At 65.3% G+C, this 26,020-nt stretch carries 26 protein-coding genes and 1 pseudogene; 12 read left to right on the top strand and 15 right to left on the bottom strand.

From position 1 onward, the window contains the following. The 3 genes from RKE40_RS26780 to RKE40_RS26770 form a co-directional block, all read left to right on the top strand. Positions 1-422: tail fiber domain-containing protein (locus tag RKE40_RS26780; RefSeq protein ID WP_316021219.1), on the top strand; the 422-nt coding region annotated here is incomplete at its 5' end. Positions 423-468: 46 nt separating this feature from the next. Then, on the top strand, positions 469-1,401 hold the full coding sequence (locus RKE40_RS26775; protein WP_316021218.1) for a DUF2950 domain-containing protein: 933 nt from the start codon (positions 469-471) through the stop codon (positions 1,399-1,401). Positions 1,402-1,503: 102 nt separating this feature from the next. Next, on the top strand, positions 1,504-3,249 hold the full coding sequence (locus RKE40_RS26770) for a SulP family inorganic anion transporter (RefSeq protein WP_316021217.1): 1,746 nt from the start codon (positions 1,504-1,506) through the stop codon (positions 3,247-3,249). Here RKE40_RS26770 and RKE40_RS26765 read toward each other — a convergent pair. The 4 genes from RKE40_RS26765 to RKE40_RS26750 all read right to left on the bottom strand — a co-directional run bounded on the left by RKE40_RS26765 (position 3,246) and on the right by RKE40_RS26750 (position 7,181). Then, complete coding sequence (locus tag RKE40_RS26765) at positions 3,246-3,908, bottom strand: hypothetical protein (RefSeq protein WP_316021216.1); 663 nt, start codon at positions 3,906-3,908, stop codon at positions 3,246-3,248. The two genes, RKE40_RS26770 and RKE40_RS26765, sit on opposite strands and share 4 nt — an antisense overlap. A 53-nt stretch (positions 3,909-3,961) precedes the next feature. Continuing rightward, positions 3,962-4,585 carry a response regulator transcription factor gene (locus RKE40_RS26760; protein WP_316021215.1) on the bottom strand — a complete coding sequence of 208 codons (624 nt, stop codon included), beginning with the start codon at positions 4,583-4,585 and terminating at the stop codon, positions 3,962-3,964. 65 nt (positions 4,586-4,650) lie between these two features. After that, entirely contained in the window at positions 4,651-5,043 is a 393-nt protein-coding gene (locus RKE40_RS26755) for a hypothetical protein (protein ID WP_316021214.1), read from the bottom strand. Between the two features lie 263 nt (positions 5,044-5,306). Beyond that, positions 5,307-7,181: an adenylate cyclase gene (locus tag RKE40_RS26750; RefSeq protein ID WP_316021213.1), complete on the bottom strand. Its 1,875-nt coding sequence runs from the start codon at positions 7,179-7,181 to the stop codon at positions 5,307-5,309. Between the two features lie 205 nt (positions 7,182-7,386). Here RKE40_RS26750 and RKE40_RS26745 point away from each other — a divergent pair, with 205 nt between their 5' ends. From RKE40_RS26745 to RKE40_RS26700, 9 genes and pseudogenes are all read left to right on the top strand, one after another. Beyond that, complete coding sequence (locus RKE40_RS26745; protein ID WP_316021212.1) at positions 7,387-7,587, top strand: hypothetical protein; 201 nt, start codon at positions 7,387-7,389, stop codon at positions 7,585-7,587. A 137-nt stretch (positions 7,588-7,724) separates the two neighbouring features. Further along, entirely contained in the window at positions 7,725-8,306 is a 582-nt protein-coding gene (locus tag RKE40_RS26740; protein ID WP_316021211.1) for a hypothetical protein, read from the top strand. A 61-nt stretch (positions 8,307-8,367) separates the two neighbouring features. After that, positions 8,368-8,856, top strand: a complete 489-nt coding sequence (locus RKE40_RS26735) for a hypothetical protein (protein WP_316021210.1) — start codon at positions 8,368-8,370, stop codon at positions 8,854-8,856. Between the two features lie 16 nt (positions 8,857-8,872). Then, the gene (ppk2, locus tag RKE40_RS26730) at positions 8,873-9,655 is read left to right on the top strand and encodes a polyphosphate kinase 2 (RefSeq protein WP_316021209.1); all 783 of its coding nucleotides are present in this window, start codon (positions 8,873-8,875) and stop codon (positions 9,653-9,655) included. Between the two features lie 124 nt (positions 9,656-9,779). After that, complete coding sequence (locus RKE40_RS26725) at positions 9,780-10,229, top strand: hypothetical protein (protein WP_316021208.1); 450 nt, start codon at positions 9,780-9,782, stop codon at positions 10,227-10,229. After that, positions 10,222-11,454 (top strand): HlyD family secretion protein, encoded by a 1,233-nt coding sequence (locus tag RKE40_RS26720; RefSeq protein ID WP_316021207.1) that lies wholly within the window; start codon positions 10,222-10,224, stop codon positions 11,452-11,454. The genes RKE40_RS26725 and RKE40_RS26720 overlap by 8 nt, the downstream gene beginning before the upstream one ends. A gap of 220 nt (positions 11,455-11,674) precedes the next feature. After that, positions 11,675-12,840: pseudogene (locus RKE40_RS29820) on the top strand (HlyD family type I secretion periplasmic adaptor subunit); the annotation flags it as partial. A 331-nt stretch (positions 12,841-13,171) separates the two neighbouring features. Continuing rightward, entirely contained in the window at positions 13,172-13,711 is a 540-nt protein-coding gene (locus RKE40_RS26705; protein WP_316021206.1) for a hypothetical protein, read from the top strand. An 85-nt stretch (positions 13,712-13,796) separates the two neighbouring features. Continuing rightward, on the top strand, positions 13,797-14,318 hold the full coding sequence (locus RKE40_RS26700) for a GIY-YIG nuclease family protein (protein ID WP_316021205.1): 522 nt from the start codon (positions 13,797-13,799) through the stop codon (positions 14,316-14,318). A 243-nt stretch (positions 14,319-14,561) separates the two neighbouring features. On the opposite strand, the gene RKE40_RS26695 is transcribed toward RKE40_RS26700, so the two are convergent. From RKE40_RS26695 to RKE40_RS26645, 11 genes are all read right to left on the bottom strand, one after another. Further along, positions 14,562-15,665 (bottom strand): hypothetical protein, encoded by a 1,104-nt coding sequence (locus RKE40_RS26695; protein ID WP_316021204.1) that lies wholly within the window; start codon positions 15,663-15,665, stop codon positions 14,562-14,564. Next, positions 15,607-16,062 carry a DUF5681 domain-containing protein gene (locus RKE40_RS26690; RefSeq protein ID WP_316021203.1) on the bottom strand — a complete coding sequence of 152 codons (456 nt, stop codon included), beginning with the start codon at positions 16,060-16,062 and terminating at the stop codon, positions 15,607-15,609. The genes RKE40_RS26695 and RKE40_RS26690 overlap by 59 nt, the downstream gene beginning before the upstream one ends. Then, positions 16,052-17,368, bottom strand: a complete 1,317-nt coding sequence (locus tag RKE40_RS26685; RefSeq protein WP_316021202.1) for a site-specific DNA-methyltransferase — start codon at positions 17,366-17,368, stop codon at positions 16,052-16,054. The genes RKE40_RS26690 and RKE40_RS26685 overlap by 11 nt, the downstream gene beginning before the upstream one ends. Before the next feature lie 980 nt (positions 17,369-18,348). Then, positions 18,349-20,514, bottom strand: a complete 2,166-nt coding sequence (locus tag RKE40_RS26680) for a xanthine dehydrogenase family protein molybdopterin-binding subunit (RefSeq protein ID WP_316021201.1) — start codon at positions 20,512-20,514, stop codon at positions 18,349-18,351. Next, positions 20,511-21,491, bottom strand: a complete 981-nt coding sequence (locus RKE40_RS26675; RefSeq protein ID WP_316021200.1) for an FAD binding domain-containing protein — start codon at positions 21,489-21,491, stop codon at positions 20,511-20,513. The genes RKE40_RS26680 and RKE40_RS26675 overlap by 4 nt, the downstream gene beginning before the upstream one ends. Continuing rightward, positions 21,488-22,084 carry a 2Fe-2S iron-sulfur cluster-binding protein gene (locus RKE40_RS26670; RefSeq protein WP_390893547.1) on the bottom strand — a complete coding sequence of 199 codons (597 nt, stop codon included), beginning with the start codon at positions 22,082-22,084 and terminating at the stop codon, positions 21,488-21,490. Before RKE40_RS26670 ends, RKE40_RS26675 begins: the two co-directional genes overlap by 4 nt. 232 nt (positions 22,085-22,316) lie before the next feature. After that, the gene (locus tag RKE40_RS26665) at positions 22,317-22,868 is read right to left on the bottom strand and encodes a YybH family protein (protein WP_316021198.1); all 552 of its coding nucleotides are present in this window, start codon (positions 22,866-22,868) and stop codon (positions 22,317-22,319) included. 425 nt (positions 22,869-23,293) lie between these two features. After that, positions 23,294-23,995 (bottom strand): alpha/beta fold hydrolase, encoded by a 702-nt coding sequence (locus RKE40_RS26660; protein ID WP_316021197.1) that lies wholly within the window; start codon positions 23,993-23,995, stop codon positions 23,294-23,296. Between the two features lie 60 nt (positions 23,996-24,055). Next, complete coding sequence (locus RKE40_RS26655) at positions 24,056-24,856, bottom strand: HpcH/HpaI aldolase/citrate lyase family protein (RefSeq protein ID WP_316021196.1); 801 nt, start codon at positions 24,854-24,856, stop codon at positions 24,056-24,058. Beyond that, positions 24,853-25,710 (bottom strand): HTD2 family dehydratase, encoded by an 858-nt coding sequence (locus RKE40_RS26650; RefSeq protein ID WP_316021195.1) that lies wholly within the window; start codon positions 25,708-25,710, stop codon positions 24,853-24,855. The genes RKE40_RS26655 and RKE40_RS26650 overlap by 4 nt, the downstream gene beginning before the upstream one ends. 116 nt (positions 25,711-25,826) lie before the next feature. After that, positions 25,827-26,020: hypothetical protein (locus RKE40_RS26645; RefSeq protein WP_316021194.1), on the bottom strand; the 194-nt coding region annotated here is incomplete at its 5' end.

Genomic DNA, 26,020 nt, shown 5'->3' with positions numbered 1-26,020 from the left:
CCAGCCTGGCGCATGCGCGCGGCGGCGGTCCCCGGGCGATGCATGCCGGAGGCCCCGGCATGGGGCGCGGCCCGGCCATGAACCGGGGCGGCGGGATGAGCCGCGGTGGCATGGGCGGCGGCCACGGCGGTGGCAGGGGTGGCGGTCGTCGCTCCGACATCCGGCTGAAGCACGACGTCGTGCTGCTCGGGCATTTCGACAACGGTCTCGGTCTTTACAGCTTCGTCTATGGCGGCTCGGACAAGCGCTATGTCGGCGTGATCGCCCAGGAGGTCCTTGGCGTCGCACCCTGGGCGGTGAGCCGAGGCGCCGATGGCTATCTGCGCGTCGACTACCGGCAGATCGGCGTGCCGTTCCAGAGCTTCGCCGCGTGGCGCGCTTCAGCCACGCCCTCACTCGTGCCGGTCGGCGATGCGGACTGAGAAGGGGTCTCGTCGCCAGTTTCGTTCAACTCCCGGGATCGGTTTCATGACAAAGCCATGGCAAGCGCTGCGTCGGTTCGCTCTCCTGCTCACGGCAGGCGCGGCGTTCATCCTCTCGCCGGCAACGGCCGCGCGCGCCCAGCAGCCCTTCAAGACGCCGGCTGAGGCCGCGGCGGCCCTGGTCGAAGCGGTACGCGCCCGGGATGTCGCGCGCCTGCGGACCATTCTCGGCGCACCAGCGCGCGCAATCCTGAGCTCCGGTGACACGGTCGCCGACGCGGCCGATCGCGAGCGCTTCGTCGTCGCCTATGACAACCGCCATTCGGTGAGCGAGAAGGGCGATACCGCCACCTTGCTGGTCGGGCAGGACGAGTTTCCCTTCCCGATCCCGATCGTTCGCAGCGGCGGCCGCTGGAAGTTCGATTCCGAGGCCGGAAGCAGGGAGATCACCGCCCGCCGGATCGGCCGCAACGAGCTTGCCGCCATGCAGGCGATCCTCGCCTTCTACGATGCGCAGCAGGATTACGCGGCGAAGGATCGGACAGGAAAGGGCGCGGGTCTTTACGCGAGCCGGATCGTCAGCCGGCCGGGCACGCGCGATGGCCTGTACTGGCCGAGCGCTGCCGGCGAGGAGCAGAGCCCGCTGGGAGAGCTCGCCGCCGAAGCGGCAGGCGAGGGCTACCGTGTCGGCGAGGAACGCCGGCCCTATCACGGCTATTACTTCAAGGTCCTGACGCGGCAGGGCTCCGCGGCGCCCGGAGGCCGGATCGACTATGTCGCCGGCGGGCGGATGATTGGTGGCTTCGCCATCTTGGCCTATCCGGCGGAGTATGGCAGGTCCGGGGTGATGAGCTTCATGCTCAACCATTCAGGCACGGTCTATCAGAAGGACCTCGGCCCCCGGACCGCCCGCATTGCGGCCCGGATGGGCAGCTTCAATCCCGACAGCGGCTGGGAGAAGGTCTCGCCCGGCCAATAGCAGCAGTGGTGGCCTCCGGATGCTTCGAGCCCGCGTTCATCTTCCTTCGGCTCGTGACGCCCATGCGGGAGGCAGGCCCCGGAAACTGCCGGGGCTGCGGCGATGAGAGCCCGGGATCTGCTTCCCGCGAGCCTTGTAGGCTACCGGCTGGAAAGCTTGCGCTTCGATGTCACGGCCGGCCTCGCCGTCGCCGCCGTCGCCATCCCCAGTGCCATCGCCTATCCCGCGATCGCCGGCCTGCCGGCCGAGGTCGGGCTCTATGCCAGCATCCTCCCGCTGGTCGGCTACGCGCTGTTCGGGCCCTCACGCAAGCTGATGGTCGGCCCGGATGCTGCGACCATGACCGTGCTCGCCGCGGCGCTGGCGACCCTGCCTCTCGACAATCCGGCCGATCGCGTTGCCGCCGCAGCGGCGCTGGCCCTGATGGTCGGCGTGCTCTGCGTCCTGGCGGGCAGGCTGAGCCTCGGCGTCGTCGCGTCCTTCCTGTCGCGCCCGATCCTGATCGGCTTCATCAGCGGCATCTCGATCTCGATCCTGATCGGCCAGATCGGCCGGCTGACCGGTGTCCGCATCGAAGGTGACGGGCTGGTCCAGCCGCTGCTCGAGATTTTCCGCAAGGCCGGCCTGATCCACTGGCCATCGCTCGGCTTCGGTGCGGCGATGTTCGGTCTGCTTGTGCTGCTGGCGCGGTTGCGCTCGCCTATCCCGGGACCGCTCGTCGTCGTCGTGCTGGCCGGCATTGCCTCCGCGTTGTTCGATCTTGAGGGCCGCGGCATGAAGGTGATCGGCAGCCTGCCGAGCACGATGCCGAGCCTGTCCTTGCCCGATGTCTCGCGGCTGCCGCTCAAAGAACTGCTGCTCGGTGCCGGCGCGGTCTGGCTGGTCAGCGTCAGCTCCGGCCTCGTCGCGGCGCGCAGCTTTGGCGCACGGGACAAGTTCGACGTCGACGCCGACCGAGAGCTGACCGGACTCGGATACGGAAATATTTTTTCGGGCCTGTTCAGCGGCTTTCCGGTCACGGTCTCGGACTCGCGCACGGCGATCAACATCTCGGCCGGCGCCCGCTCGCAGATCTCGGGGCTCGTTGCGGCCTTCGCGCTGACCGCGCTGCTGCTCTACCTCAACGACGCATTACGCCTCTTGCCCAACCCGGCGCTGGGCGCGATCCTCGCCTTCGCCGCGCTGAACCTGATCGATCTCCACGGTTTGCGTGAAATCTGGCGCGTCAGCCGCACCGAGTTCATCTTCGCTCTGATCAGCATGTGGGGTGCGATCAGCCTCGGCGTACTCAGCGGCGTCGTCATCGCCATCGCCGGCACCTTGCTGCATGTCCTGCTCAAGGAGATGCGCCCGCGCGTCGCCCTGCTCGGACGGATCGCCGGGCGGCCCGGCTTCTACAAGCTCCACCGCAGTGAACGTGCCGCGCCGGTGCCGGGCATGGTGATCTTCCTCGTCCAGGGCAGCATCCTGTTCTTCAATACGGACTTTCTGCGCGACCGTTTCGAGAGCGTCGCGCAGGCGGCCCCGCCGGGCACGCACTGGTTCCTGGTCGATGCCAGCGCTGTCGCCCAGGTCGATACGACCGCGGTCGCCATGCTGCAGAAGTTGCGGGCCGATCTGTCGCAACTTGGCCTGACGCTCGTTCTTGCCGAACTCCACCGCGAACCCTGGGAGATCCTGCAGCGGGCAGGCTTCTTCGAGGGGCCCGAAGCGACCATGGTCTTCGACGATGTCGAGGATGCGGTCAGCGCGCTCGCCGGCCGGGAGCCTGGCACTGCGGCGCAGCCCGCCCCGGCCGGCATTGGCAGCAAAGGCCCGGCAGGCGAGGGGCGTGCCGGTTCCGTCTAGCCTGGCTCTGTGTGCCGGTATTCGCGGACCAGGATGTCGCCGCTGATGATCAGGACCCAGAGCGGAAAGACCAGGAAGGCCCCGTCGACGATATGGCTGCCGAGCAGGAGGAAGGCGGCTGCGGCGTAGCCACAGAATGCCGTCCAGCGCGCCGCGATTCCGGTGCGCAGCACGATGGTTGAGGCCGTCAGCAGGAAGACGCCGGCGACTTTCAGCGCGTAGACGCTGACCAGGAAATAGGAGAAGGACCGCGCCAGGGTGAAGGTCACCGAGCCTGCGAGCTCGCGCGGCAGCACCGCATGGGTGGTCAGGATCGCGCCGATGGCGGCAGCCGCGGTGAACAGCATGGCGACGAAGAGCAGGCCGCTGCCGAGGAAGACCGTCGCGAACAGCGGGTGCTCCTGCGCACCGAGCCGGTCGCGCAGCACGCCCATGAACCAGAGAAAGGCGACGCCGGCGAAGGGGATGAGATGCAGCGCGAGCTCGACTTTCCAGGCCTGGGCGCCGAGCCAGTCGCCGGGATCGCGCGGATGCAGGCGCAGCGTCTGGAGCACCAGCATGATCGCCGACAGGAGCAGGACGGAGAACAGGATGCCGGCAACGGCCGCAGCGCGCGGCGCCTTCAGCCCGGCAGGCGCGTGATGGGCGGACGACACCATGCTCGACCCCGTTTGACAGTGAGTATGGCGGCCGCGCCCGCCAAGCGGCGGGGCTAGGGATCGGCGAAGCGCAGCAGACCGAGCCGCTCGGCGCACGATACGAGCTCGACCACCGAACGGATCTGCAGTTTCTCCATGACCTTGTGACGATGCGCCTTCACCGTCCGCTCGGTAGTGCCGAGCGCGAAGGCGACCTGCTTGTTCATCTTGCCGCGGATGACGAGATCGAAGACTTCGCGCTCGCGCCGCGTCAGGAGCAGCAGCCGCTGTCTTGCGGCGCGCATCCGGCCTTCCTGCTCGCTCGCTAGGCGATGGCGGGCGATGGCGCGATCGATCGCGACGATCAACTCCTCCGAGGCCACCGGCTTGGTGAAGAAGTCCTCGGCCCCGGCCTTGATCGCCCTGACGCCGGTGCGCACGTCGCTCGGACCGGAAAGGCAGATCACCGGGAGGTTCGAGCCGGCCCTGCTCAGCCGGTCGAACAGGTCGGGCACGACGGTGTCCGGCATCTCGACGTCGACGACGATGCAGCTTGCGCTGTCGTCGTTCGGAATCTGGCTGAGGATCTCGTCAGCGCTGCCATAGGCCTTGGTCCGGTAGCCGCAGGCCCGCACCAGGCCATCGATCCCAGGCTGAGAGGACAGACCCCCTTCAACGACATGTACGAGAGCTGACATGGCTTTCCCCGATCTGCTGCCAGGCGCGTCGCCGCGCCGCCGGTCACCTCGGAATGCGCGCGGCCTCAGTGTGGCTTCAACGAGTCCTGGCCGCAGCGTTGATACTTGGTCGCTATGCCGCCTTCCGGGCCGAGATAGCGATTGAGCGTCCCGCCCTCCGCCAGTGCGAACACGGCGCGGGCGCTGTCGGACGAGACGGTGGTGGTACAGCTCAGGTTCAGCATCTGCCGATCGCCCTGGGCGGTCATGCGGACGATCCGGCAGGTGGCGAGCGGCGTTGCCAGGCGCTGGCCGGCAACGATGAAAGCTGGTGCGAAGGCGGCCGCTGGCCGCCGGAATGCTATTGCCCTTCCCTTGGAGACGAAGACGCTGGAGCAGGCTCCGCCTTCCTCGAGCCAGGCGCCCTGGAAGGCGCCGGCCTGTGCCCGCGCTTCCGGTGGCGTGGCCAGGCTCAGCATGGCAACGTATAGAGATGCGGCGATTAGCGTTCGGCGGCGGGTCGATGCTGTCATCGGGCCTCCATCGGTAGGGTCGGCTCGGCCGGACAGGGGGCGCCGGAAGCCGGCGCGCTGAGGTCGATCGCGGATGGCAGGACGCTTGTCGGCGCATTTTCGCCGGCAATACCGCAACCGAAACGGGCTGCTGCGTCGCGCCCCTGCCATTCCGCTGCGCGTCATTTCTCACAGCAGTGCAGGCCGCAAAGGCCGTTCCGGGAAGTAGGTTACGGTTGGCTACGTTGGGCGGGGTCGCCGTCCGGCCCGAAGGTCGACGCCGCTGCGTGCCGCTGCGCGTCCCAGGCGGAAAGCTGTGTCCGCACGGGAAAACCGGCCTGGATGGCGCCGCGGATCAGAATGGCGCGGTCCCTCGTGTTGAAGTTGCGTTGGTCGAGCTCGCCGTCGAAATTGGCGAAGAAGCCGGGGCGCAGCTTCAGGAATTCGGCGCGGGCCTGCGCAGCCTCATGGCCCATGCCGCACCGGGCGAAGATCAGCGCGGCCACGAAGTGGTAGATCGAGAAGCGCTGCAGATTGGCCCGCTTGATCAGGTCGACGGCGCGCGCATCCTCGCCCTGCATATAGGCGGCAAGGGCGAGAAGCCCGGTGTAATAGCTGGAATGGCCGGGATTCTTGGCCATCGCCTCTTCGATAAGGCTGGCCCCGCGCACCCAGTTGCCGGATTGCGCGAGCCAGGCGCCGAACTCGCCGAGCAATTCGGTGTCGTTGGGATTGAGTGCCCGCGCCTGCGCGCCGATGCGCAACGCCTCGGCAGCCTCGCCGCTGAAGTAGAGCACCGTCATTAGCGCCTGCAGCGCCCGGACATTCTCCGGCGCGAGCCGCGTCGCGCGCTCGGCGGCGGCCCGAGCCCTGACCATCGGCGTCGGTTGGCCGGCGCGGCGGTTCAGTTTGAAGCGCTCTTCGTCGAGATAGAGATAGGACAGCATCGCCCAGCTGGTCGCATGCTGCGGATAGCGCTCCGTGAGTTGCTCCAGGCACTCGCGAGCCTGTGCATGCTCGGTGGCGTCGATCACGGTGCGGTAATGGTAGAAGCGGTAGGAGCAATCCTGCGGCAGGCTTGCCAGCCCGAGCTTTCCCGGCCGCACGAGCGGCGGATTGGTGAAGATGACCCCATAGGGTTGCGCGACAGCCGTCGCGACATTCGCGGCGATCGTCGTTTCGATCTCGACGATCGGCTTGTCGCGCGGATCGGCGTCATAGGTCCCGGCCCACAGAACGACCGCGTTCTCGCCGTCCAGCACGCGTACCGATACCCGCAGCTTGCCATCGGACAGGCGGATGCCGCCCTCTAGCACATAGCGACTGCCGGGAAGGCGCGGAGTCTCTCGGGCAGTGGCGTCAGCCGACGGACCTTCTGGAGTCTCGCGCGCGCGGAGCGTGAGCTCCTTGAAACGGGCGAGCTGCGCCAGCAACTCCTCGGAGAGACCGGCGGCGTAATAGTTGACCTCCGGTTGGCCCGAGAGATTGGCGAAGGGCTTGACCGTCAAGGAGGGGCCTTCGGGCACGGATGGCGCCCTCGCTGTGGTCACAGGCTGCGGCGGGGTCACAAGCCAGGCGAGGTAACCCGCCGCAAGCATCGCCAGCGCGAGCAGCGAGCCGACGAGCCAGGGCGAGCTCCGCCCGATCAGGGCGGCGGTATCGCTGCCATGCTGGTCGACGCGCGGCGGCCCAGCAGGCTGGGCGTCATCCCCATGCTCTTGCCGCCAGTGGAAGCAAGGAACATAGGCGCCCTTGGGGATCTCGATCACGACAGGGGCGGAGTTGCCGACCAGCAGATAGTAGCGTTCTAGCGCGCGCCGAAGCCGCCCCGCTTCGATGCGCACGACGGGGTCGTTCTGAATGTCGAAATTGGAGTCCCGGCCGAACACCTCGACCGCCACCGAATAGGCTTTGATCCGGTCCGCCCGCCCGGCCAGCGTCTCGTTGACGACATAGATCAGGAACTGGCGCACCCGCGCCGGCACGCTGAATTCCGCACTGGCGAGAATACGGTCGAGCTGCGCGCGGATTTCCTCCTGCGGCGGGGTAGGCCCCGGCGGCGCAGTATTGTTGTCATCACAGTTCCTGGGCCGTTGCTGCTCCACGGAATAGGCTCCCCCGAGCCGGACATCCGATTAGTAAAGGCAAGGCGAGGCGGTATTTCTGTGTAACCTCCCGTTATTTACTCCCAACGCGGCCGGCAGGCCACATAATTATGACCTTTCGCGGGGGCTCGATCCTATGGATACGGGCGTTCTGGCTGCCATCAGGCGTCTGCCGAAACACAAAAAGGTGATCGAGGAGCTGGTAATGGGCAGCGAGAGCTTCCGCAATATCTGCGGAGACCTCGCTGAGGCGGAGCTGGCGCTGCGGCGCTGGGAAGCCTCGGAAGCGCCCGGTGCCGCTGCCCGACGCGACGAATACAGGCATCTGATCGACGGGCTCGAGGCCGAGCTCCGGCAGGCGATTCACGAGCGTCAGGCCCGGCATTCCGGGCGGCACGGAGGCTAGGGCATCGGACCGAAAGAACGGCTGTGGCTTTCGGACGCAACCGATGCTTCGATGATGGGGATGGGACGCCACTGCGCCTCGATCGGACGCATGGCGCTCAGGAAGCAGATTGGTGTTCCTCAGGGTGGAGAGTTCCGATGTCGAAGCATGCAAGCTGGATCCTCGCAATCTCGTTGGCCATCGGTGCTGCGGGCTGCGCCACGACCCCCACGGTAACGAGCGAGACCGTGATCGTGGCCGGCGTGGGCGCGGTCGAGGTCGAGCGGATTGATGTCGAGGTCGTCACCATCAATCCCGCGACGCGCATCGTCGTCGTCCGCCAGGGACAATATGCGTGGCGGGTGATGGTCCCCGAGATCTTCGGCGATCTGAATGCAATCCGCCCGGGCGACAGGCTGCAGATCCGGCGCGTCGAAGGCGCAGTGCTCGGTGCCCGGCGCGCGAAGCGGGGCGCCCGTCCTGAGATCGTCTACACCGAGGAGGTCAGCGCGCCCCGCTTCCAGAACCTGCCCGACAGGTTCGTCGAGCGCTCGCTCACCCTGACCGCGAAGTTCGAGAGCTATGATCCGGCCACCGGCATGGTCAGCTATGTCGGCCCGGCGGGGCCGCGGACCCATAGGGTGGTTGATCCCGATATCGCGAAGGATCTGCGGCGCCTGCGGCGCGGCGACATGGTCGATCTGACCTTCGCCGAGGCCATTCACGTCGTCAGGCTCTGAACAGGCCGGAGTTCCTCCGCAGGGCGACCTGCGGAGGAACCCGACGCAGGAGTTGCGCACCATGTCGACCGCAAGTTCCAAACCGCAGACGGCTACACTGGCCGATGAGAGCTTCATGTCCGCCGACGATCTCCGCGCCTACATGGCGGATCTCGAAATGGCCAAGGCGTCGAAGCTGCTGGGCGCCATGGACAAGGCCGAGGAGGCCCGCAAGAAGCTTGTCGCGACCTTGCAGGAAGAAATCGCCGTCACGCCGGAGAAGATCGCCGAGATCAAGCACAGCCTGGCGAACAAGACCCGAGCCGCCGCCGAGCGTGGCGAGAAGGAAGTGCTCGTCATGCGCTTCCCGAGCGCGCTCTGCACGGATCGCGGCCGGGCGATCAACAATGCCGAGGCGGATTGGCCGACGACGCTGACCGGGCGGCCGCGCCAAGCCTACGAATTCTGGAAGGAGCATCTGCAGCCGGCAAAATACAAGCTGCGCGCCATGATCGTCGAATGGCCGGGGGGCCTTCCGGGCGATGTCGCGTTCTTCCTGAGCTGGTCATAGCGGCTGGAGCACGACGATGAAGGCGGATTCAAACAAGCCGATGAAGCGCAAGCAGTATGAGCGCGAACTGCGCGAGCTGCACGGCGAGCTGGTGAAGCTTCAGGAATGGGCGAAACATGCCGGCGGCAAGGTCTGCATCGTTTTCGAGGGGCGCGATGGCGCCGGCAAGGGCGGCGTCATCAAGGCGATCACCGAGCGGGTCAGTCCGCGCGTCTTCCGCGTCGTCGCGCTGCCGCCCCCGACCGAGCGCGAGCGCTCGCAGATGTATGTCCAGCGCTACCTGCCGCATCTGCCTGCTGCCGGCGAGATCGTGATCTTCGATCGCAGCTGGTACAACCGGGCCGGTGTCGAGCGGGTCATGGGCTTCTGCACGGAGGAGCAGGCCAAGGGGTTCCTGCAGGTCGTCCCCAACGTTGAGAAAGCCATCGTCGAGTCCGGCGCCATCCTGCTGAAATACTGGCTCGAGGTCGGCCAGGATGAGCAGACGCGCCGCATGGAGGAGCGCATCAACGATCCCAGGAAGATCTGGAAGCTCTCCCCGATGGATCTGAAGTCGTATTCGCGCTGGTACGAATACTCGCGCGCCAGGGACGAGATGTTCCATGCGAGCGATACTGCCTGGGCGCCGTGGTACGCTGTCCATTCGGACGACAAGCGCAAGGCGAGGCTGGCCATCATCTCGCACATACTGAGCTCCGTCCCATACGAGGCGCTGCCGCGCGAGAAGATCAAACTGCCCAAGCGGCAGAAGCCGCATGGCTATGAGGAGGTGAATTTCGCGCGCAATTGGATCAGCTAGGGCTGATCCTAACTTCCGAACGTTGATCGCGCTTGGTGGCTCTAAGCTATTGATAGAGAACGTGTGGTCCGATTAGCTTGTGTAGCAGGCTGATTACGGCGTGCTCTTGAACTGGAGTGTTCCGATGGCCGCTGGCCTTCATCCCCTGGCGCCGCACCATCTGCCGGCCTTCATCACTGCGCCGGGGGAGACCGACACGCTGATGGTCATCACCGCCATCATCCTCCTGGCGGCGGTGCTCGGAGTCGGCCTGGTCTTCCTGCGCCTGCACACCTTGCCTGAGCGCATGGCGCACAAATCCCAGAAGCTCCAGTTCGAGATCGTCGCGGTCCTAGGCCTGCTCGCTCTGTTTACTCATGTGCATCTGTTTTGGGTCGCAGGCCTGCTCCTGGCACTGATCGACATCCCGGATTTCTCCGGTCAATTCGGCCGGATGGCGCATGCGCTCGAGCGCATCGCCGGCGTGAAGCCGCCGGAAGCCGAGGCTGAGATCGACGATGCGCCGCCGGCGGACACCGCGCATGCAGCAAGCGAGAGCCGTGCTAAGGGCTCGAAGGAGACCGGCCATGCTTGAATTACTGGTCTGCTCGCTCCTCACCATCGTCCCCGACTACCTCTACAGGCGGTTCCGGCAGGGCAAGCGCCTCGGCAAGGAGATCACCTTCTATTCGGTCTGGTTCGAGCTCCGCTGGGGCATCATCTCCTGCCTGATGCTGACGGTCAGCCTGATCACGGTGATCTTCTACAATCACCCCTCGACGACCAGCGCTTCGGTGATGTTCCGGACAGTGCCGATCGTGCCGGAGATCAATGGTCGCGTCGCCCAGATCCATGTCGGAATCAGCGGCAATGTCACGAAGGGCGATCCGATCTTCCGGCTCGACAGCAGCCGGCAGGAGGCGGCGGTCGCGACCGCCCGGACCAAGGTTGCCGAGGTCGAGGCCGCGATCGTCGTCGCCAAGGCTGATCTCCTCACCGATGAGAGCAAGATTCTCGAGGCGAGGAGTGCCCACAAGCAGGCCCTCGACGAGCTCGAGACCAAGCAGGAACTCCGGCGGCGCAATGACGATATCGTTGCGCGGCGCGAGATCGAGCGGCTCGAGAACCTCGTCGCAGGGCGCGACGCCGCGGTTTCCGCAGCAGTCGCATCGAAGGCCAGCGCGGAAACGCGGATCTCGACCTTGCTGCCGGCCGAAAGGTCGAGTGCCGAGGCCGCTCTGGTGCAGGCGCAGGCCGATCTCGATCGGACGGTGGTGCGCGCTGGGGTCACCGGCCGCATCGAGCAGTTCACGCTGCGAGTGGGCGATGTCGTCAACCCACTGCTGAGGCCTGCGGGCGTGCTGATCCCGCAGGAAGCCGGGCGAGTAGCCTTGCAGGCCGGCTTCTCGCAGATCGAGGCACAGGTCATGAAGGTCGGCATGGTCGCCGAGGTGACCTGCCTCTCCAAGCCCTGGGTGGTCATCCCGATGGTGGTCACGAGCGTTCAGGACTTCATCGCCGCGGGCCAGTTGCGCAGTGCCGAGGTCCTGATCGACGCGCAGCAGGTTTCGAAACCGGGAACGCTTCTGACATTCCTTGAACCGCTCCATGCCGGTGGGCTCGACGGCGTCACCCCGGGCAGCAGCTGCATCGCCAATGCCTATTCCAGCAATCACGAGCTGATCGCCTCCGGTAAGCTCTCGACCGGGCGCAAGATCATGCTCCACGCCGTGGATGCAGTCGGCCTTGTTCACGCGCTGCTGCTGCGCATCCAGGCGCTCATCCTGCCGATCCAGATGCTCGTGTTCAGCGGGCATTGACAGTGAGCAGACGTTGCAACGCAGGAGTTCATGCCAAATCTGGAGGTTCAATGAAAAACGTGCCTCCTTTTCGTCTAATTGTTTGATCCCGGATTTTGATGGTGCGATCTTTTCCATCGAATGGCAGGAGGCACTAAGAGCTGGCTCGGGAAATCTGGACACCGGTCGTAGGTGGATTTTCGGCCTGAACGCGGCATGATTGCCGTGAACAGGAGCGGATATGACGAGACGCGTGCGCCGGAACCACAGCCCGGCTTTCAAGGCGAAGGTCGCTTTGGCGGCGATCAGGGGCGAGAAGACGCTGGCCGATCTGGCGCAGCAGTTCGACGTCCACCCCAACCAGATCACGCAATGGCGCAGCCAGCTTATTGACGGGGCCGCAGGCGTCTTCGGGTCCGAGGCGAAGTCGGAGCCGGCTGCGCCCATGATCGACGTGAAGACGCTGCATGCGAAGATTGGAGAGCTGGCGCTGGAGAACGATTTTTTGTCCGGCGCGCTCGGCAAGGCAGGCCTTCTGAGCGCAAAGCGATGATCGACCGCTCGCATGATCTGCCGCTCAACCGGCAAGCCAGGGCGCTCGGGATCAGCCGGGGCAGCGTCTATTATCTGCCCCGCGTGGCCTTGTCTGCCGATCTGGCTTTGATGCGCGCGATCGACGCGCTTTACCGTCGGCCAAACACCTCGAAGCCGGCGCCGGGGCACAAGCTGAGCCGCAAGGCGGTGCTGGAGCGGGAGGCTGCGAACCTCGAGGGCCAGAAGGGGCAGCTGTTGGCCGCGGTCGCCCAGGCTGAAAGCCGAATCGGCGAGACGCAGCTCCAGATCATCCAGATCGAGGATGCGCTGCGCGAGGAGGTGATGAAGGAGCTGCGCGAGATCCAAGCGCGCAGCGCGGAGCTGGTCGAGCGCCGTGTTGCGGCCGAGGATCAGCTGAAGCGCATCGAGATCAGATCGCCGAGCGCCGGCTTCGTGCATCAGCTGGCGGTCCATACCGTCGGCGGGGTAATCACGCCGGCCGAACCGGTGATGATGATCGTCCTGGCCGAGGAGGGGCTCGAGGTCGAAGCCCGCATCCTGCCGGCGGACATCGACCAGTTGGCCCTCGGGCGCGCCGCGTTGGTGAAGGTCCACGCCTTCAACCAGCGCACCACGCCGGAGCTGAATGGGAAGGTCTCGCGCATCTCGGCCGATACCAGCCGTGACCCGCAGACCGGCGCTACCTTCTACACGATCCGGGTTAGTGTCACGCCCGAGGAACTCGCCCGTCTCGCGCCCCATCGTGTCGGCGCCGGCATGCAGGCCGATGTCTTCGTCAGGACCGAGGATCGCACCCCGCTCGAATACATCTTGAAGCCGCTCAGGGACCAGATCGCAAAGGCCTTCAAGGAAAGGAGAGCCGCGGCGGACCGGCGCTCCATTCGCGATGATCGCCTTGGGGGAGGGGGCGCCCATGTCGGATTCGTCCGTGAGGGATTCCCCATGCGGAAAAGATCAACCGGACCGGATAGAAAGCGTTCGTCCTGAAGTCGCGTGCTGGACGGGGTGGGCAGGTCCCCGACGTTCACCTCGCGATTATCAGCGTCGCAGAAGCGACCGCTTGTGAAGGGAATTGTGCAGGGGAAGAAGGCTGGTCGTTGTTGCGGCCTGAGACGCGCACCGATCTTTACGTCGCGATCTGGCGACTGTTACGGTTGACCGGGTTCACCCGTTTCGAGGCCGCATGGCTGCACAACGGAAGCCGAGCGAACTATGGCTGTTGCTGTTTGGGGCAGCCGCGCTGGTCCTTGGGCTCGCCATTCTCGCCGCTTCTTGGTGGAAAGGCCCGCAATCCCGAGAGCGGCTATCGCTGATCGAGCATTTCGGCCGGATGGTCGTGACGACACCGCTGGTACGATATGGCGGCATCGGCCATCGGCAGAGTAGTGGCACCTATCGGACGCAGGACATTCCGCTATTGGCGGCCGGTCGGATCTCGGGAACCTATCGCCCCGTCCAAACCCTGTGGGTCGATGATCTGGACCGCATCTCGCGCGGTCAAAAACTGAATTTCCTGGTCGATCCAGGCAGGCGTCTCGTCTACCAGGCGACGACCAATGGCCGAGTGCTTCTCGCCTATGAGGAGACTGCAGCAAAGCTGAGAGAGACGGTCCGACAGAACATGTTGTTCGGGGTCGCTTTCGTGGCGATTGGCGTCTTCTGGTTCGCGCCGATTGTTCGGCGTCATTGGCAGCACACACGAGCAGGCCATCAGCCGAGCTGAAACGCTACGACAGCTTTCTGCCGAAACCAGTTGGTCACGCCCGATCCGCATAATCAACGTGTGGTCGGCTTGGTGGGGGACACAAATGACCTTCGAACTCGGACCGAAGTATCGATGGGACGAACGCCCCCCAAGCAGCGCGGCGGGAATCTACGCCTATTTCATCGACCGTCCCGATAGGCTACGACCCATCTCAATGCCTGCGAACGGTCTGCTCTACATCGGCATGACTGACAGCAGTCTGGACGCACGTTGCCACTTCGAGCATCAGCATAGCGGCTTCTCGACGTTCCGCCGTAGCCTCGGTGCGATCTTGAAGAGCGAGCTTCAGCTTCGTGCGTTGCCACGGGCCCCTGGGGCGTCCCGCTCGAATATCATGAACTACCGCTTCGAGGCCGAGGGAGAACGCCGCCTCACCGAATGGATGCGTGAGAATCTGACCTATTCATACTGCGAGATCCCCGACAACGTCGCAGTGGTCGAGAAGAGAGAGATCGTGTCGGGATGCCCGCCGCTGAACTTGACCGGCTGGGAAAACGAGCAACGCGCCGAGATTAAACGTCTGCGGGCATTATGCGTTGTTGAAGCAAGCGTCGCTACGACCTGATGTCGAAGGACCGACTGCAGAATGCTTTGCTGAGGCCTTAATCACCTCGCCCGAATTCTGCATCGCTCAGAGCCGCGCATCTCCCGACAGTCACGCCAGGTTGTCAGGCCTGGAGCTAGGGTGTAACCGCTGTTCCGACAACACCTTCATCCCCAAGCGTCGCCATGCGGATGAGAGCGTGATTGTCGGTGCGAACGCTGTCGTCGGGGGGCTCTCGAGAAGCTCGAACGGTGGGTGCGGATTTCAGTCGTCTTCAAGATCCTTCTGCATCTCGCAGAGTAATTTTGCTTGGGCCCAAGCCACTAGCTCATCCTCTTGCTCGTCGGTGAGCGGGTTCTTAGCCAGATAAGGCGGCGGATCGCCGACGCCGAAGCATTCGTATTGCACATAACGGGCATTGCTGAACAGCATCCACCACTTCGGGCCGCCTTTGTCAGGTGTCCAATCGGTGGTGTCGAACGGATAATAGACTGGCCCATTGATATATCGGTCGGCATAGGGATCTTGGAGGTATTGCAAGGCAAAATCACCGAACTTCATTGATCGATAGATTGTCCACAGCTGCTCAAGCGTCTCCCTCTTGGGATTGAGGGGGGTACGTGGAGGGCGGATATAGGTTGTTCCGTCTTGCAGCTCCCAGCGCTCTTCTCGGCGCGAAACCGCGGTGAACACCAGTGTCTTGCGCGGATCGCCCGGGAAGAACGCACTGCAAAGATCAGTCTTTGCCAGGCGCTGCATCACCAGGACGGCGATCGATGAAGCCTTGTCGTTGAGGCGCGGCACAATCTCCGCCGAAAACCACTCGGCAGCCTTGGCGTTAAAGTGATCGTTCTTGGCGTCGCCAGGCGAAACCGGATCATCGACGATGAGGATGTCAGCGCCTCGCCCCACTGGCGATTTGAAGAACGGCGAAGAAATAAAGCTGCCGCCGTGGTCCAGCCGAATAGCTTCGCGCCTTCGTTCGAAGCGGATATGCGGGAAGAGGTTGCGGTAGAGGTCGCTGCTGAACAATTGGGTGAGCTTCTGGGAAAAATCCCCCGCTAGCTCCTGGGTTGCGACGATCGACATGATTTTCAATGTCGGATCGCGCCCCAGGGCGAAGGCCGGGAAAGCGATTGAGGCAATGAAGGATTTTAGCGAGCGCGGTGGTGCATGGATCGCGAGCCGATTGTGCTCACCGCGTAGACAGCAGTGTATCGCATCCGCGATGACGTCGATATGCCAGTTCTTCTGAAGGTCTTTTCCCGGGTGAATGATTTTGTAAGCAAGGGAGACGAACGCGATAAAATCATTCTGATACATCGACGTCAGGAGGTGCTTCCTCAGCATCGGCTTCGACTGGCTCATCTAAAGCCTCCTTCCGTCGGGCGGCTAATGCACGCTGCAAGTACGCTTCAAGATCGGCATCTGAACCAATGTCAAAGTCGATCGGCTCCGGCTGAGGGGTCACGCGCCCTGCCTTCAACAGAAGCGCCAAAGTCCGATGATCGCCGTTGATCGCATCCGTGACGAGGCGCTTGACGATGGCTTCTCGCTTCGCGATGCGAAGGTGGCGGCCGTGCTCTTTGATGAAGACCGGGCGATCGAGCTCCGCTTCAAGCAGGGTGTTCAGGTTTCTTGATTTTTTTGGCCGACCACGCGGATTGCCCGTCTCCCCCGGCTTGAAGCGGTGCTCGGGCGGTGGCTTGCGATAGCCGACGGGGTAGGGCGCCTGCTCATCGTCATCGGAGCCGTCATTCGCCATGATGCGCCTCCTGCCGTCGTTGACGTTGCACGACATGGACGGTCAGCCCGGTCGCCGCGAGGATTGGTGCGATACCAGTTCGTTCTTCAAAGCGGCGCAGGATGACGTCGGCATAGGCTGGATCGAATTCGATCAGAGCGGCGCGTCGACCGACCTTGTCCGCTGCCAGTAATGTCGACCCGGATCCGCCGAACGGATCGAGTACCAAGTCGCCGGGCCTGCTGGCGTCGCGAATGGCGTCCGCGATCATCGCGGTCGGCTTCACCGTCGGATGGTCGACCAGGTCAGCGTCGCGCGTGCGCGAGAAGGTCGTCGCACCGGCGTAGGTCCAGAGATTGGAACGATGACGTCCGAGCCGGCCGAGCTGGACGTTGTTGATGTGGGCAACATCGCCATGTCGAAACACCGCGATGAACTCGTGCTGGGAGCGATAGAAACTTCCCATGCCGGCGTTGGTCTTGGCCCAGACACAGATATTAAGCAGCTGGGCATAGACATTCGCGCCAACAGCGAGGAGCTCAGCCAAGCTGCGCCAATCCATGAAAGCGTAATGCACGGAGCCGGGGCGGGAGCGATCGCGGGCGCAAGTCAGAACCTGCGAGAGAAACCGCTGAAACTCGGCGCGCGACATCTCGCCCGATGCCATGGCGAAGTTGCCGTGACGGTTCGTGCCGCTGACATGACCAGAGATCGGAACGTTGTAAGGCGGATCAGCGATGACGAGATCGGCAAGCTCGGCGCCCAGCAAGGCAGTGTAGGTCTCAGGCAGGCGGGCGTCGCCACAGATGAGTTTGTGGTTTCCGAGCAGCCAGATGTCTCCCGACCGCGAAGTCGGCTGATCTGGCGGCGCGGGCACGGGCGCATCGTCGGGATCATCCGCCGCGTTGGCAGGCGTGAGGATGCGATCCAGGTCGATCGTATCGAACCCGGTGACTTCGACTGCAAAGTCGGTCTCGACAAGGAACTGCAATTCGGAGGTCAGCAGTTCGGCCGTCCAGCTCGACAATTCGGCGATGCGATTGTCGGCAAGGCGCAAGGCGCGCTTTTGTGCTGTGTCGAGATGGCGTAACCGAATGACCGGGACTTGGCCAAGTTTGAGCTGCTGGGCTGCCTGCAACCTGCCATGGCCGGCGATGACCTCGCCAAGCTCGTCGATCAACAATGGATTAGTGAAGCCGAACTGTTTGATGCTGTCGCCAATGCGCCGTACTTGCTTGCGGCTGTGAGCGCGAGCGTTCATGGCGTAGGGCTTCAGCAAGTTTATATCAACAAGCTCGACATGCAATTCGACAAGGTTTGATGTCATTGACATCACCTTTCAGTCTCTTGATGTTGAATGGGAACTTGAATCGACGTCAGCACTGCTGCGCGATGGTCATTATACTTTTACCGAGAACGGATTTTGTCAATGCCGAATGCTTACTGCTCGTGGAGCTGGATTCGCTGCTGCCGGGTTGCGTTTCGCTGCTAGCCCAAGAGAATTCCCTGTTTATGTTGTCAGGGAAAACTCCGCTAAGTTGCTGAAATCACGAGCCTAACGATGATAATATCGAGCCGTTTGGCGGAAAAATGGGCCACAATCCCTGATTCCGGCGGGTAAACAGGGAAAATGCGCGCAGACTGGTTCGATCCTGACTGCGTCGTCAGCCAATTTTTTTTGCCAGAGACTTGGCTTTCTGCGGATAACCATCAGCTACCGTAGCGCGCCGCGATTTTCTGGACATTTCGACGCGATATTCTGGACATTGAGCGGTCAACCGCTTCGGTCAGCCGGCTGTAGCCCGACGCGGTCTTTTGCACCGGGAGTTGACTACGGTACCCGCGCAGGCGGGCCGGCGGCTTCTGGGTTCGGGTGTCGCCAGGCGCCGGGGCATAGCCAAGGCGATGATTGCGGTCGCGCGCGGCTTATTCGTCATCCTGCATCGATGTGGGTCGATCACGTGCCGTTCCGCTGGACGGCTGAGCCCGCCCAAGCCCGACCTGACCGAGAGTGTTTCGAGATCCGTCGCAGAGCGGAGTGATGTCCCTCCAGGGACCGAAGGGCGGTGAGATCGAGGGCGGGCTGGGGGCCGTAAGGTGGCTATTGGTTCCCCAAACGACGAACTTGGTCTGGTTGCGATAGCGGCCGAGCTGGGGCCGGCTGCTCTCGGTCTTGTCCCAGAGCACGACGCCGCGCCACACCCAGCCGCGGCACTCGTCACGGGGACCATGTGCTACCGCCCGCTGGTACGCTGCTGTCGCCCCAGGCGAACAGTTCAGCCTTGGGCGAGGGCGCCCAAGGCCCAACTAGCCGAGTTCTGGCACCAGGCTGGAGAGATGCACCGGGAAGCTCCGGGCGCGTATGCCGCAGGCATTGTAGAGCGCATTGGCAAACGCCGCCGAAGAGCCGCAGGCGCCGAGCTCGCCGACCCCTTTCACGCCGATCGGGTTCGCTTCGAGATCGGGCTCGTCGAGCATCATCACGTCGACATCGGGAACGTCGGCATGCACCGGCAGCAGGTATTCCGCGAGATCCCCGTTGACGACGTTCCCGCGTCGCGGATCGATCTCGGCTGCCTCGCGCAGCGCGGCGGAGAGCCCCCAGATCATGCCGCCGAGAAGCTGCGACCGGGCGGTCTTGGGATTCAGGATGCGGCCGGCGGAGAAGACACCGAGCATCCGCCGCACCTTGGTCTCGCCGGTGAGGCGGTGCACCGCCAGTTCGACGAAATGGGCGCCATAGGTGTGGCGGGACTTTTCGCGCCAGTTTGGCACATTCCCCATCGACGGCAGGTTGCCGCGCGCGGAGAGGCCTGCCGGATGCGCCGCCAGGGTCTGCCGCACGAGGCCCGGACCCGCCGGGAGGCCGGCTCGCTCCAGGAGCGCCAGGCAGGCCTGGTGGAGCGCGGCCGTCGTGTTCGAGGCACCCCAGGAACCACCTGAGCCACCGCCTGCCGGCAGGCGGGTATGGGCCAGCATCACGTCGACCTCGGAGAAATCGACGCCCAGAACTTCGGCTGCGACCTGAGCCAGGATCGTATAGCTGCCGGTGCCGATATCGGTGATGTCCGAGCGCACCTGTATGCGGCGATCCGGCGTCACCGCCACCTCCACCTCCGTCGCGCCCTGGAAATGGGTGCGGATGGCGGAGGCGACGCCCATGCCGACGAACCAGTTTCCGTCCCGGCGGGCCCGTGGCTGGCGCAGGCGAGCGGACCAACCGAACCGTTCGGCTCCGGTGCGCAGGCACTGCGTCAGCGTTCGGCCTGTCAGTGGCGCGCCGCTCTCCGGATCGGTCGTGGTGTCGTTCAGCACGCGCAACGCGATCGGGTCCATGTCCAGGGCCTCGGCGAGCTCATCCATCGCCGTCTCGACGGCCAGCAGCCCCGGCAGCTCGCCGGGCGCGCGCACCGCCTCGCCATTGGGCAGGTCGAGATGGGTGACCAAGTGCCGGGTCATGCGATTTGGACCGGCATAGAGCGAGCGCGTCACGATGCCCGTCTGCTCGATGAACGGATCCCGCTCGTTCGAATAGAGCAGCACCTCATGGCCGATCGCCGTCAGCCTGCCATCGGCGTCGGCACCAAGCCGCACCCGCTGCCGGTGCCAGGGGCGCATGCCGACGAGGCTGAACATCTGCTGGCGGGTGAGGCAGACCTTCACCGGCTGCCCGACCATCCTGGCGCCGATCGCCGCTCCCATCAGGTCGGCGTGCACTGCGAGCTTCGAGCCGAAGCCGCCGCCCACGAACGGTGCGGAGATGACGACGTTCTCGGGCGCGAGGCCCAAGGCGGTCCTGAGCGATGCCTGGATGTAGCGCAGCGTCTGGTGGCTGGTCGTCAGATGCAGCGTCTCCCCCTCCCAATGGGCGAGAGTCGCATGCGGCTCCAGCGGCTGGGCGCAATGGGGGAGGGTCTCGTAGGTCTGGTCGACCTGAAAGGCGGCGGTCGCGAAGCCGGTCTCGAAGTCCCCGAGATTCGTCGATCCGGCGAAGCCGGCATTGGCAAGTTCCGGCTGGTGGACGGGATTGCCCTCGGCATAGACGAAGGTGCCCGGCTCCGTGGTGTAGGTCGCGACGACGGAACGCGCGGCATCGCGAGCCTGCTCGTAGGTCTCGGCGATGACCAGGGCGATCGGCTGGCCGAAATGGTGGATGCGCCTGCCCATCAGGATCGGGCGCGCCCGCGTCGTGAACGCCCGGTTGCCCGTGTCCAGCGCCGCCTGCTGGGGCGCGTTTCTATAGGTGACGATCAGCCTGACCCCGGGCATGGCCTCGCCGGCTGAAGTGTCGATGGTCTCGATCTCGCCCCGGCCGATCGTCGCCGTCGCGAAGAAGCCGACCAGCGCCTTGCCCGCGCCGGTCTTCTCATAGGCATAGGTCGCGGAACCGGTCACCTTCTGCGGACCGTCCCGCCTGTCGATCGGGCGGCCGACGATCCTGATGGCGGTGTTCGGGTTGTCGAGGCGGGTCATCGGTTCTGCTCCAATGCATCGATCAGGGCCGCATGCAGGGCGCGCTGCGCGAGCTCGATCTTGTAGGCGTTGCGGTCGGTCGGACGGGCGCCTGCGAGCGCGACGGTGGCAGCGTCGCGGGCAATCTCCTCCGGCGTGCCGAAACCGCGGCGCTCGGCTGCCTCCACCCGCCAAGGCTTCGCGGCGAGCCCGCCGAAAGCGAGACGCTCGATCGCCACTCGCTCGCCGTCGATCCGTGCGATCAGGGCGACCGACACGGTGGCAAAGGCATAGCTCGCCCGCTCGCGGACCTTGCGATAGACATGCGTGCCGCCGAGCGGCGCGGGCAGCTCGACTGCGGTGATGAGTTCGCCGGGCTGCAAGGCGGTCTCGACCTCGGGGGTGGCGCCCGGCAGACGATGGAAGTCGGCGATCGGAATGCTGCGCTCGCCAGCGGGGCCGAGCACGCGAACGACCGCGTCGAGGGCCCGCATCGCAACCGCCATGTCCGAAGGGTGGGTGGCGATGCAGGCGGCGCTCGTGCCGAGGATGGCGAGGTTCGCCGAGGCGCCTTCCCGCGCATCGCAGCCCGAGCCGGGCTCCCGCTTGTTGCAGGCCATTGCGGTGCTGTAGAAATAGGGGCAGCGCGTTCGCTGCATCAGATTTCCGGCCGTCGTCGCGCGGTTGCGAAGCTGTCCGGAGGCTCCGGCGACGAGCGCGCGGGTGAGGACGCCGTACTGGCGCCGTATCGTGTCGTGCGCGGCAAGATCGGTGTTCCGCACCAGCGCGCCGAGACGCAGGCCGCCGGCCCCGTCGGGTTCGACGGTGTCGAGCCCGATCCCGTTGACGTCGACGAGATGCGCCGGCGTCTCGATCTGCAGCTTCATCAGATCGAGGAGGTTCGTTCCGCCGGCGATGATCCGCGCCTGCGGCCGGGCGGCCAGCATGGCGACGGCCTCTCTCGCGGAGCTCGCGCGTTGATAGGCGAAGGGTCTCATCGGCGGCCCTCCTGGACGTCTGTGATCGCTGCAATGATGTTGGGGTAGGCGGCGCAGCGGCAGAGATTGCCGCTCATGCGCTCGCGGATTTCCTCGGGGCTCGCGGGTGAGGGCTGAGACACCCGGCGCGTGGCCGCGCTCGGGATGCCGGCAGCGATCTCGTCCAATGTCGCGACCGCCGAGAGGATCTGGCCCGGCGTGCAATACCCGCACTGATAGCCGTCGTGCGCGATGAAGGCCGCCTGCATCGGGTGCAGTTCCTCGACTCGCCCGAGCTCCTCGATCGTGTCGATCTCGCTGCTCTCGTGCATGAGGGCGAGGCTGAGACAGGTGTTCATCCGCCGGCCGTCGACGATCGCCGTGCAGGCGCCGCACTGGCCATGGTCGCAGCCCTTCTTCGTACCGGTCAGGCCGAGATGCTCCCGCAGGGCGTCGAGCAATGTCGTGCGTGGGTCGACCGCAAGGCTGTGCGCCTGACCGTTGACCCTGAAGGCGACCTTCATCGTGATTTCGGACGTCGTCTGGGCCGAGGCGGGAATGTTGGTGAAGGCCATCCAGCTCACTTCCGCGCCTGCGGCGAGGCCAAGGCCCATGGCCTGGCCGAAGCGCCGGCGCGTCAGCTGCGGCGTGCGATCATCGCTCTTCATCTCTATCTCTCCTGTCGGTTATCCGTCGCTGCCCCGTCTTCCGGGCGGGATCTGGAAGCCGGGTGTCGGGGCGCGTCTCGCCGCGCGGTCATTCGTCCAGCCCGCCGCTTTTGCGGCGGCGCGCGGCGGGGCGTCGCCTTTCGGTCGGCCTCGAAGGTCGGAGGCGCGGGCGGCGCTCTCAGCGCGTGGCGGGTACCGGCACGAGGCGATCGATCTCGGCGCGATCGACGGGATAGGAGGAGTTGTGCTCGCGCACGATCCGCCAGCCCTCGGCGCCGCAGCGCCAGACCAGCGTCGAGCGGTCGCGAATGCCGGAAATCCTGCCGTCGCCGGCCTCGAGGCGGGCGGCGAATTCGAGCGTCGAGCTCGCGAGCTCGCCACCGATGATCGCGTCCGGGCCATCGACCACGGCGTGGCGCACCTCGCGCTGGCTCACGAAGATCGGCGTCCACATTGCGCCATAGGCTTCGGCGCTTCTGGCCATCCGCCGCTCGGGAGCGAGATCGTCGTAGAGGAGGACGTCCGTGGATGACCAATCATAGTACTTGCCGAGCTTCGTCTTGAAGTCGAACGGCGCGTCGCCAGTGCGCTTCTCCCAGCCGGTCATGATCCATTCGCGATGCAGTTCCGCGGGCGAGGTCGTGCCGGTCCTGGCGCAGTCCCGCGCATCGGCAGTCGTGGTGATGAGGAGGCCGACGAGGCCCCCGAAAAGCGTCCTGGCTTTGCTCATGCTGAGCCCCTGCTCGGTTGGATCGGGCTTGCCGGCCGCAGACCTCTTTCGGACGCGTCGGCAGTGCGGGGAAGCTAAGCGGAGGTCGAGTGCCGGATAAGCTGATCAGAGCTTTCTGGACTGGTTAGTGTAACTTAACAAAGCCGGGTGGGCAGGATCTGGCAGCGCGCGATCGGCGAAATTTTGGCGCGGTTGGGCGCAGTCAAGATCCAAACGGCCACACCGGCAATGCGGAAGGACGCTGAGTCGGCAGCCGCTGCGCTATCCAAGGCTAGTCTGAGCAGACCACAGATGCTGCCGACCTGCGGCAGGCCCGACCCACGGCCTGCACTTACGCCTGGACTGTCGCTAGCCGCCGGGCTCCGGCCTTTGCCGTGCAGGTTTTGGCTAACTGTGCTCGGCCGAGGCCGACGGGATTAGACACCTTATCGACGCGATCGCAGCCAGTCCCTCAGGGCCGCGTTGACCGCCCCGGGGTTCTCGATCGGGGTCATGTGGCCGCTGCCGGGTATGGTGACGAGCTGTGCCTGCGGCACGAGGCGCGCCATCGCCTGATGCTCCGCAAGCGGCGTCAGCCGGTCCTCCTCGCCGCAGAGGATCAGCACCGGGCAGGTCAGGCCGGCCAGAACGCCAGCGCCATCCTTTCGCAGGATGTTGTTCTGGCGCAGGAATATCTCGGCGCCGAGGCGCTGCGTCATGCCCCGGATGCGCCCGACGATGTGCTCGTCCTTAAGATGGGCTGCGCTGAGATAGGTCCTGAGAAGCCGGTCGCCGAAACCATGGAAGGTGCCGGGCGCGCGGGCCGCCCTGTCGCGGATCTGCCGAGCGGCCGCCCGTTCGGGATCGTCGGGCTGGATCGAGGTATCCAGCAATGCCAGCCGCTCGATGCGCTCCGCCGCGATGCGCGCCATCTCGACGGCGACGTAGCCGCCTAGCGAGAAGCCGGCGAGCGCGAAGCGCGGCGGCGCCTGCGCCAGTACGCTCCGCGCCACCGCCTCGAGGCTCTCGCCTTGCGTGATATCGGCAACCCGGCAATCGGCGATATCCGCCAGCACTGCGATCTGGTCACGCCACAGCTCCGCGTCGTTCAGGAGACCGGGGATGAGAATGAGCGGAGGCAGAGCCATTCGAAACCGTCCTCGGGCCGAGATTTTTCGCATAAGCGGGCGCGGCAGCGGCCACCAGCTTCAGGCGCCGCTCTCTCCCGCGCGTATCAGAATGGAGCGCGCGCGAAGGCGCACAGGCTCGTCGACCATCGCGCCATCGACCGCGGCCGCGCCATCGCCGCTCACCAGCACCTTGCGGGCCCAGGCGATCTCGCCCGGATCGGGAGCAAAGCCGGCACGGATGGCCTCGATCTGCCGGGGATGGATGCAGAGCTTGCCACTGAAGCCGAGTTCGCGGGCATGGCGCGCATCCCCTGCAATCATGGCGGCATCGTCGATCGCGGTGGTCACGCCGTCGATCGGCGGCAGGAGGGATGCAAGCCGCGAGGCCAGCACCAGCTCGCTGCGGGCCGCGAGCAGAGCCTCCCGGCTATGGGCGCAGCCGAGATCGGCGCAGAAGTCGATGCTGCCGAAGGCGAGGCGCGCGACATTGCCGGTCGCCGCGATAAGACGGGCATCGGCGAGGCCGCGCGCGCTCTCGATGAGCGCGATCACCGGCATCGGCAGGCGCGCGCACAGTTTCGCGAAGGCCTCGCCCGCTTCGGCCTTCGGAACCATCACCGCAGCGAGCTTCAGTCCCATGAGCTCCGCGATATCGGCCTCATGCCAGGGCGTGCCGAGCCCGTTGATCCGCAGGATGATCGGCAGATCGGTGAAGTCGTCCCGCAATGCTGCCCGCGCGGCCGCCTTGTCATCGCGAGCGACGGCGTCCTCGAGATCGAGGATGACGGCGTCGCAACCGGCCGAGGCGGCCTTGCCGAAGCGTTCAGGCCGGTTGCCCGGCACGAAGAGCGGAACCAGGCAATCCAGCGCCGCGCTCATGCCCGGTACGCCTTCGCCGACATGCAGGCCGGGCCGCCCTCACGCGCCGTCCAGAGCTCGAGCCCGCCCTCTGCCTCGCGGGCATGGAGCGCGAAGTCGTCATGCTCGAAAAGCGGGGAAAGCCCGCGGAAGCTGAAGCGCTTCGGCGGCGCGCCGAGGAGTTCAGCGGCATAATTGCAGAGCCAGGCCGCCTGCAGCGGGCCGTGGACGACGAGGCCGGGATAGGCCTCGACCTGCTGCGCGTAGCTGCGGTCGTAGTGGATGCGATGGGCGTTGAAGGTCAGCGCGGAATAGCGAAACAAGAGCGCCGCCCCGCACTGTCGCGAACGACGATGCGTGCCCGGGTCGCGCGGTGTTGGCGCCTCGGCTTGTGCGCCCGGGACCGCGGCCTCGCGATAGACGATCTCCTGTCGCTCCTCCAGGACGAGGCTGCCATTCGCCTCGAGCCGGTGTTCGACCGTGACGAAGCAGAGCGGCCCGCTGCGACCGTGCTTGAGCGTGACATCCGCGATCCGCGAGACGCGCCTGACGCGGTCGCCAACCCTCAGATCTCCGTGGAAGGTTACGGCACCGCCCGCCCACATCCGCCGTGGCAGCGGTACAGGCGGCAGGAACCCGCCGCGGCTCGGATGACCGTCGGCCCCGAGCATGGCCATCGGCGCAGCCGGTTGCGCGAGGCAGAAATGGATCAGCTGCGGCAGGATCTCGCCCTGCCGGGCGGGTTCGCCGGGAAAATCCATCGTCGCATGGTACTTGCGTGCGAGGTCCTCGCCGACGAGATCGACGGCGACATCCTCGCGGCCGATCCAGCCGCGCAGATGATCGATATCGAGGGCAGGAATCTCGTCACTCATGAGGCAGGCCTTCGCTGCTGGTCCGGGCAGTCGTGGAAGGGGGTGGCGAGCTGAAGGCTCGCATTCGCGAAGCGACGGCGGCAGCGCTCATCGGCACCGCCGCCTTGCCTCGTCGATCAAGGCTTCGGCGGCGCGAGGCCCGGAGGCGCACTCAGATCGAAGCCTCCTGGTCCGCCACCGATTCCCGGTATCTGGATTGAGTCGAACTGTTTGTTGATCTGCTGCTGGTCGAGCTGCACGGCGGATGACTTGTAGTGCATGACCATCTGCGGGAAGAGGCAGACGAGCGCGACCATGATGCACTGGATCA

Origin of the sequence: Allobosea rubneri, assembly GCF_032464875.1 — a bacterium.
Classification (GTDB): Bacteria; Pseudomonadota; Alphaproteobacteria; order Rhizobiales; family Beijerinckiaceae; genus Allobosea; species Allobosea rubneri.
Note: the sequence above shows the minus strand (reverse complement) of the source record. Positions and strands in the feature narration are given on the sequence as shown.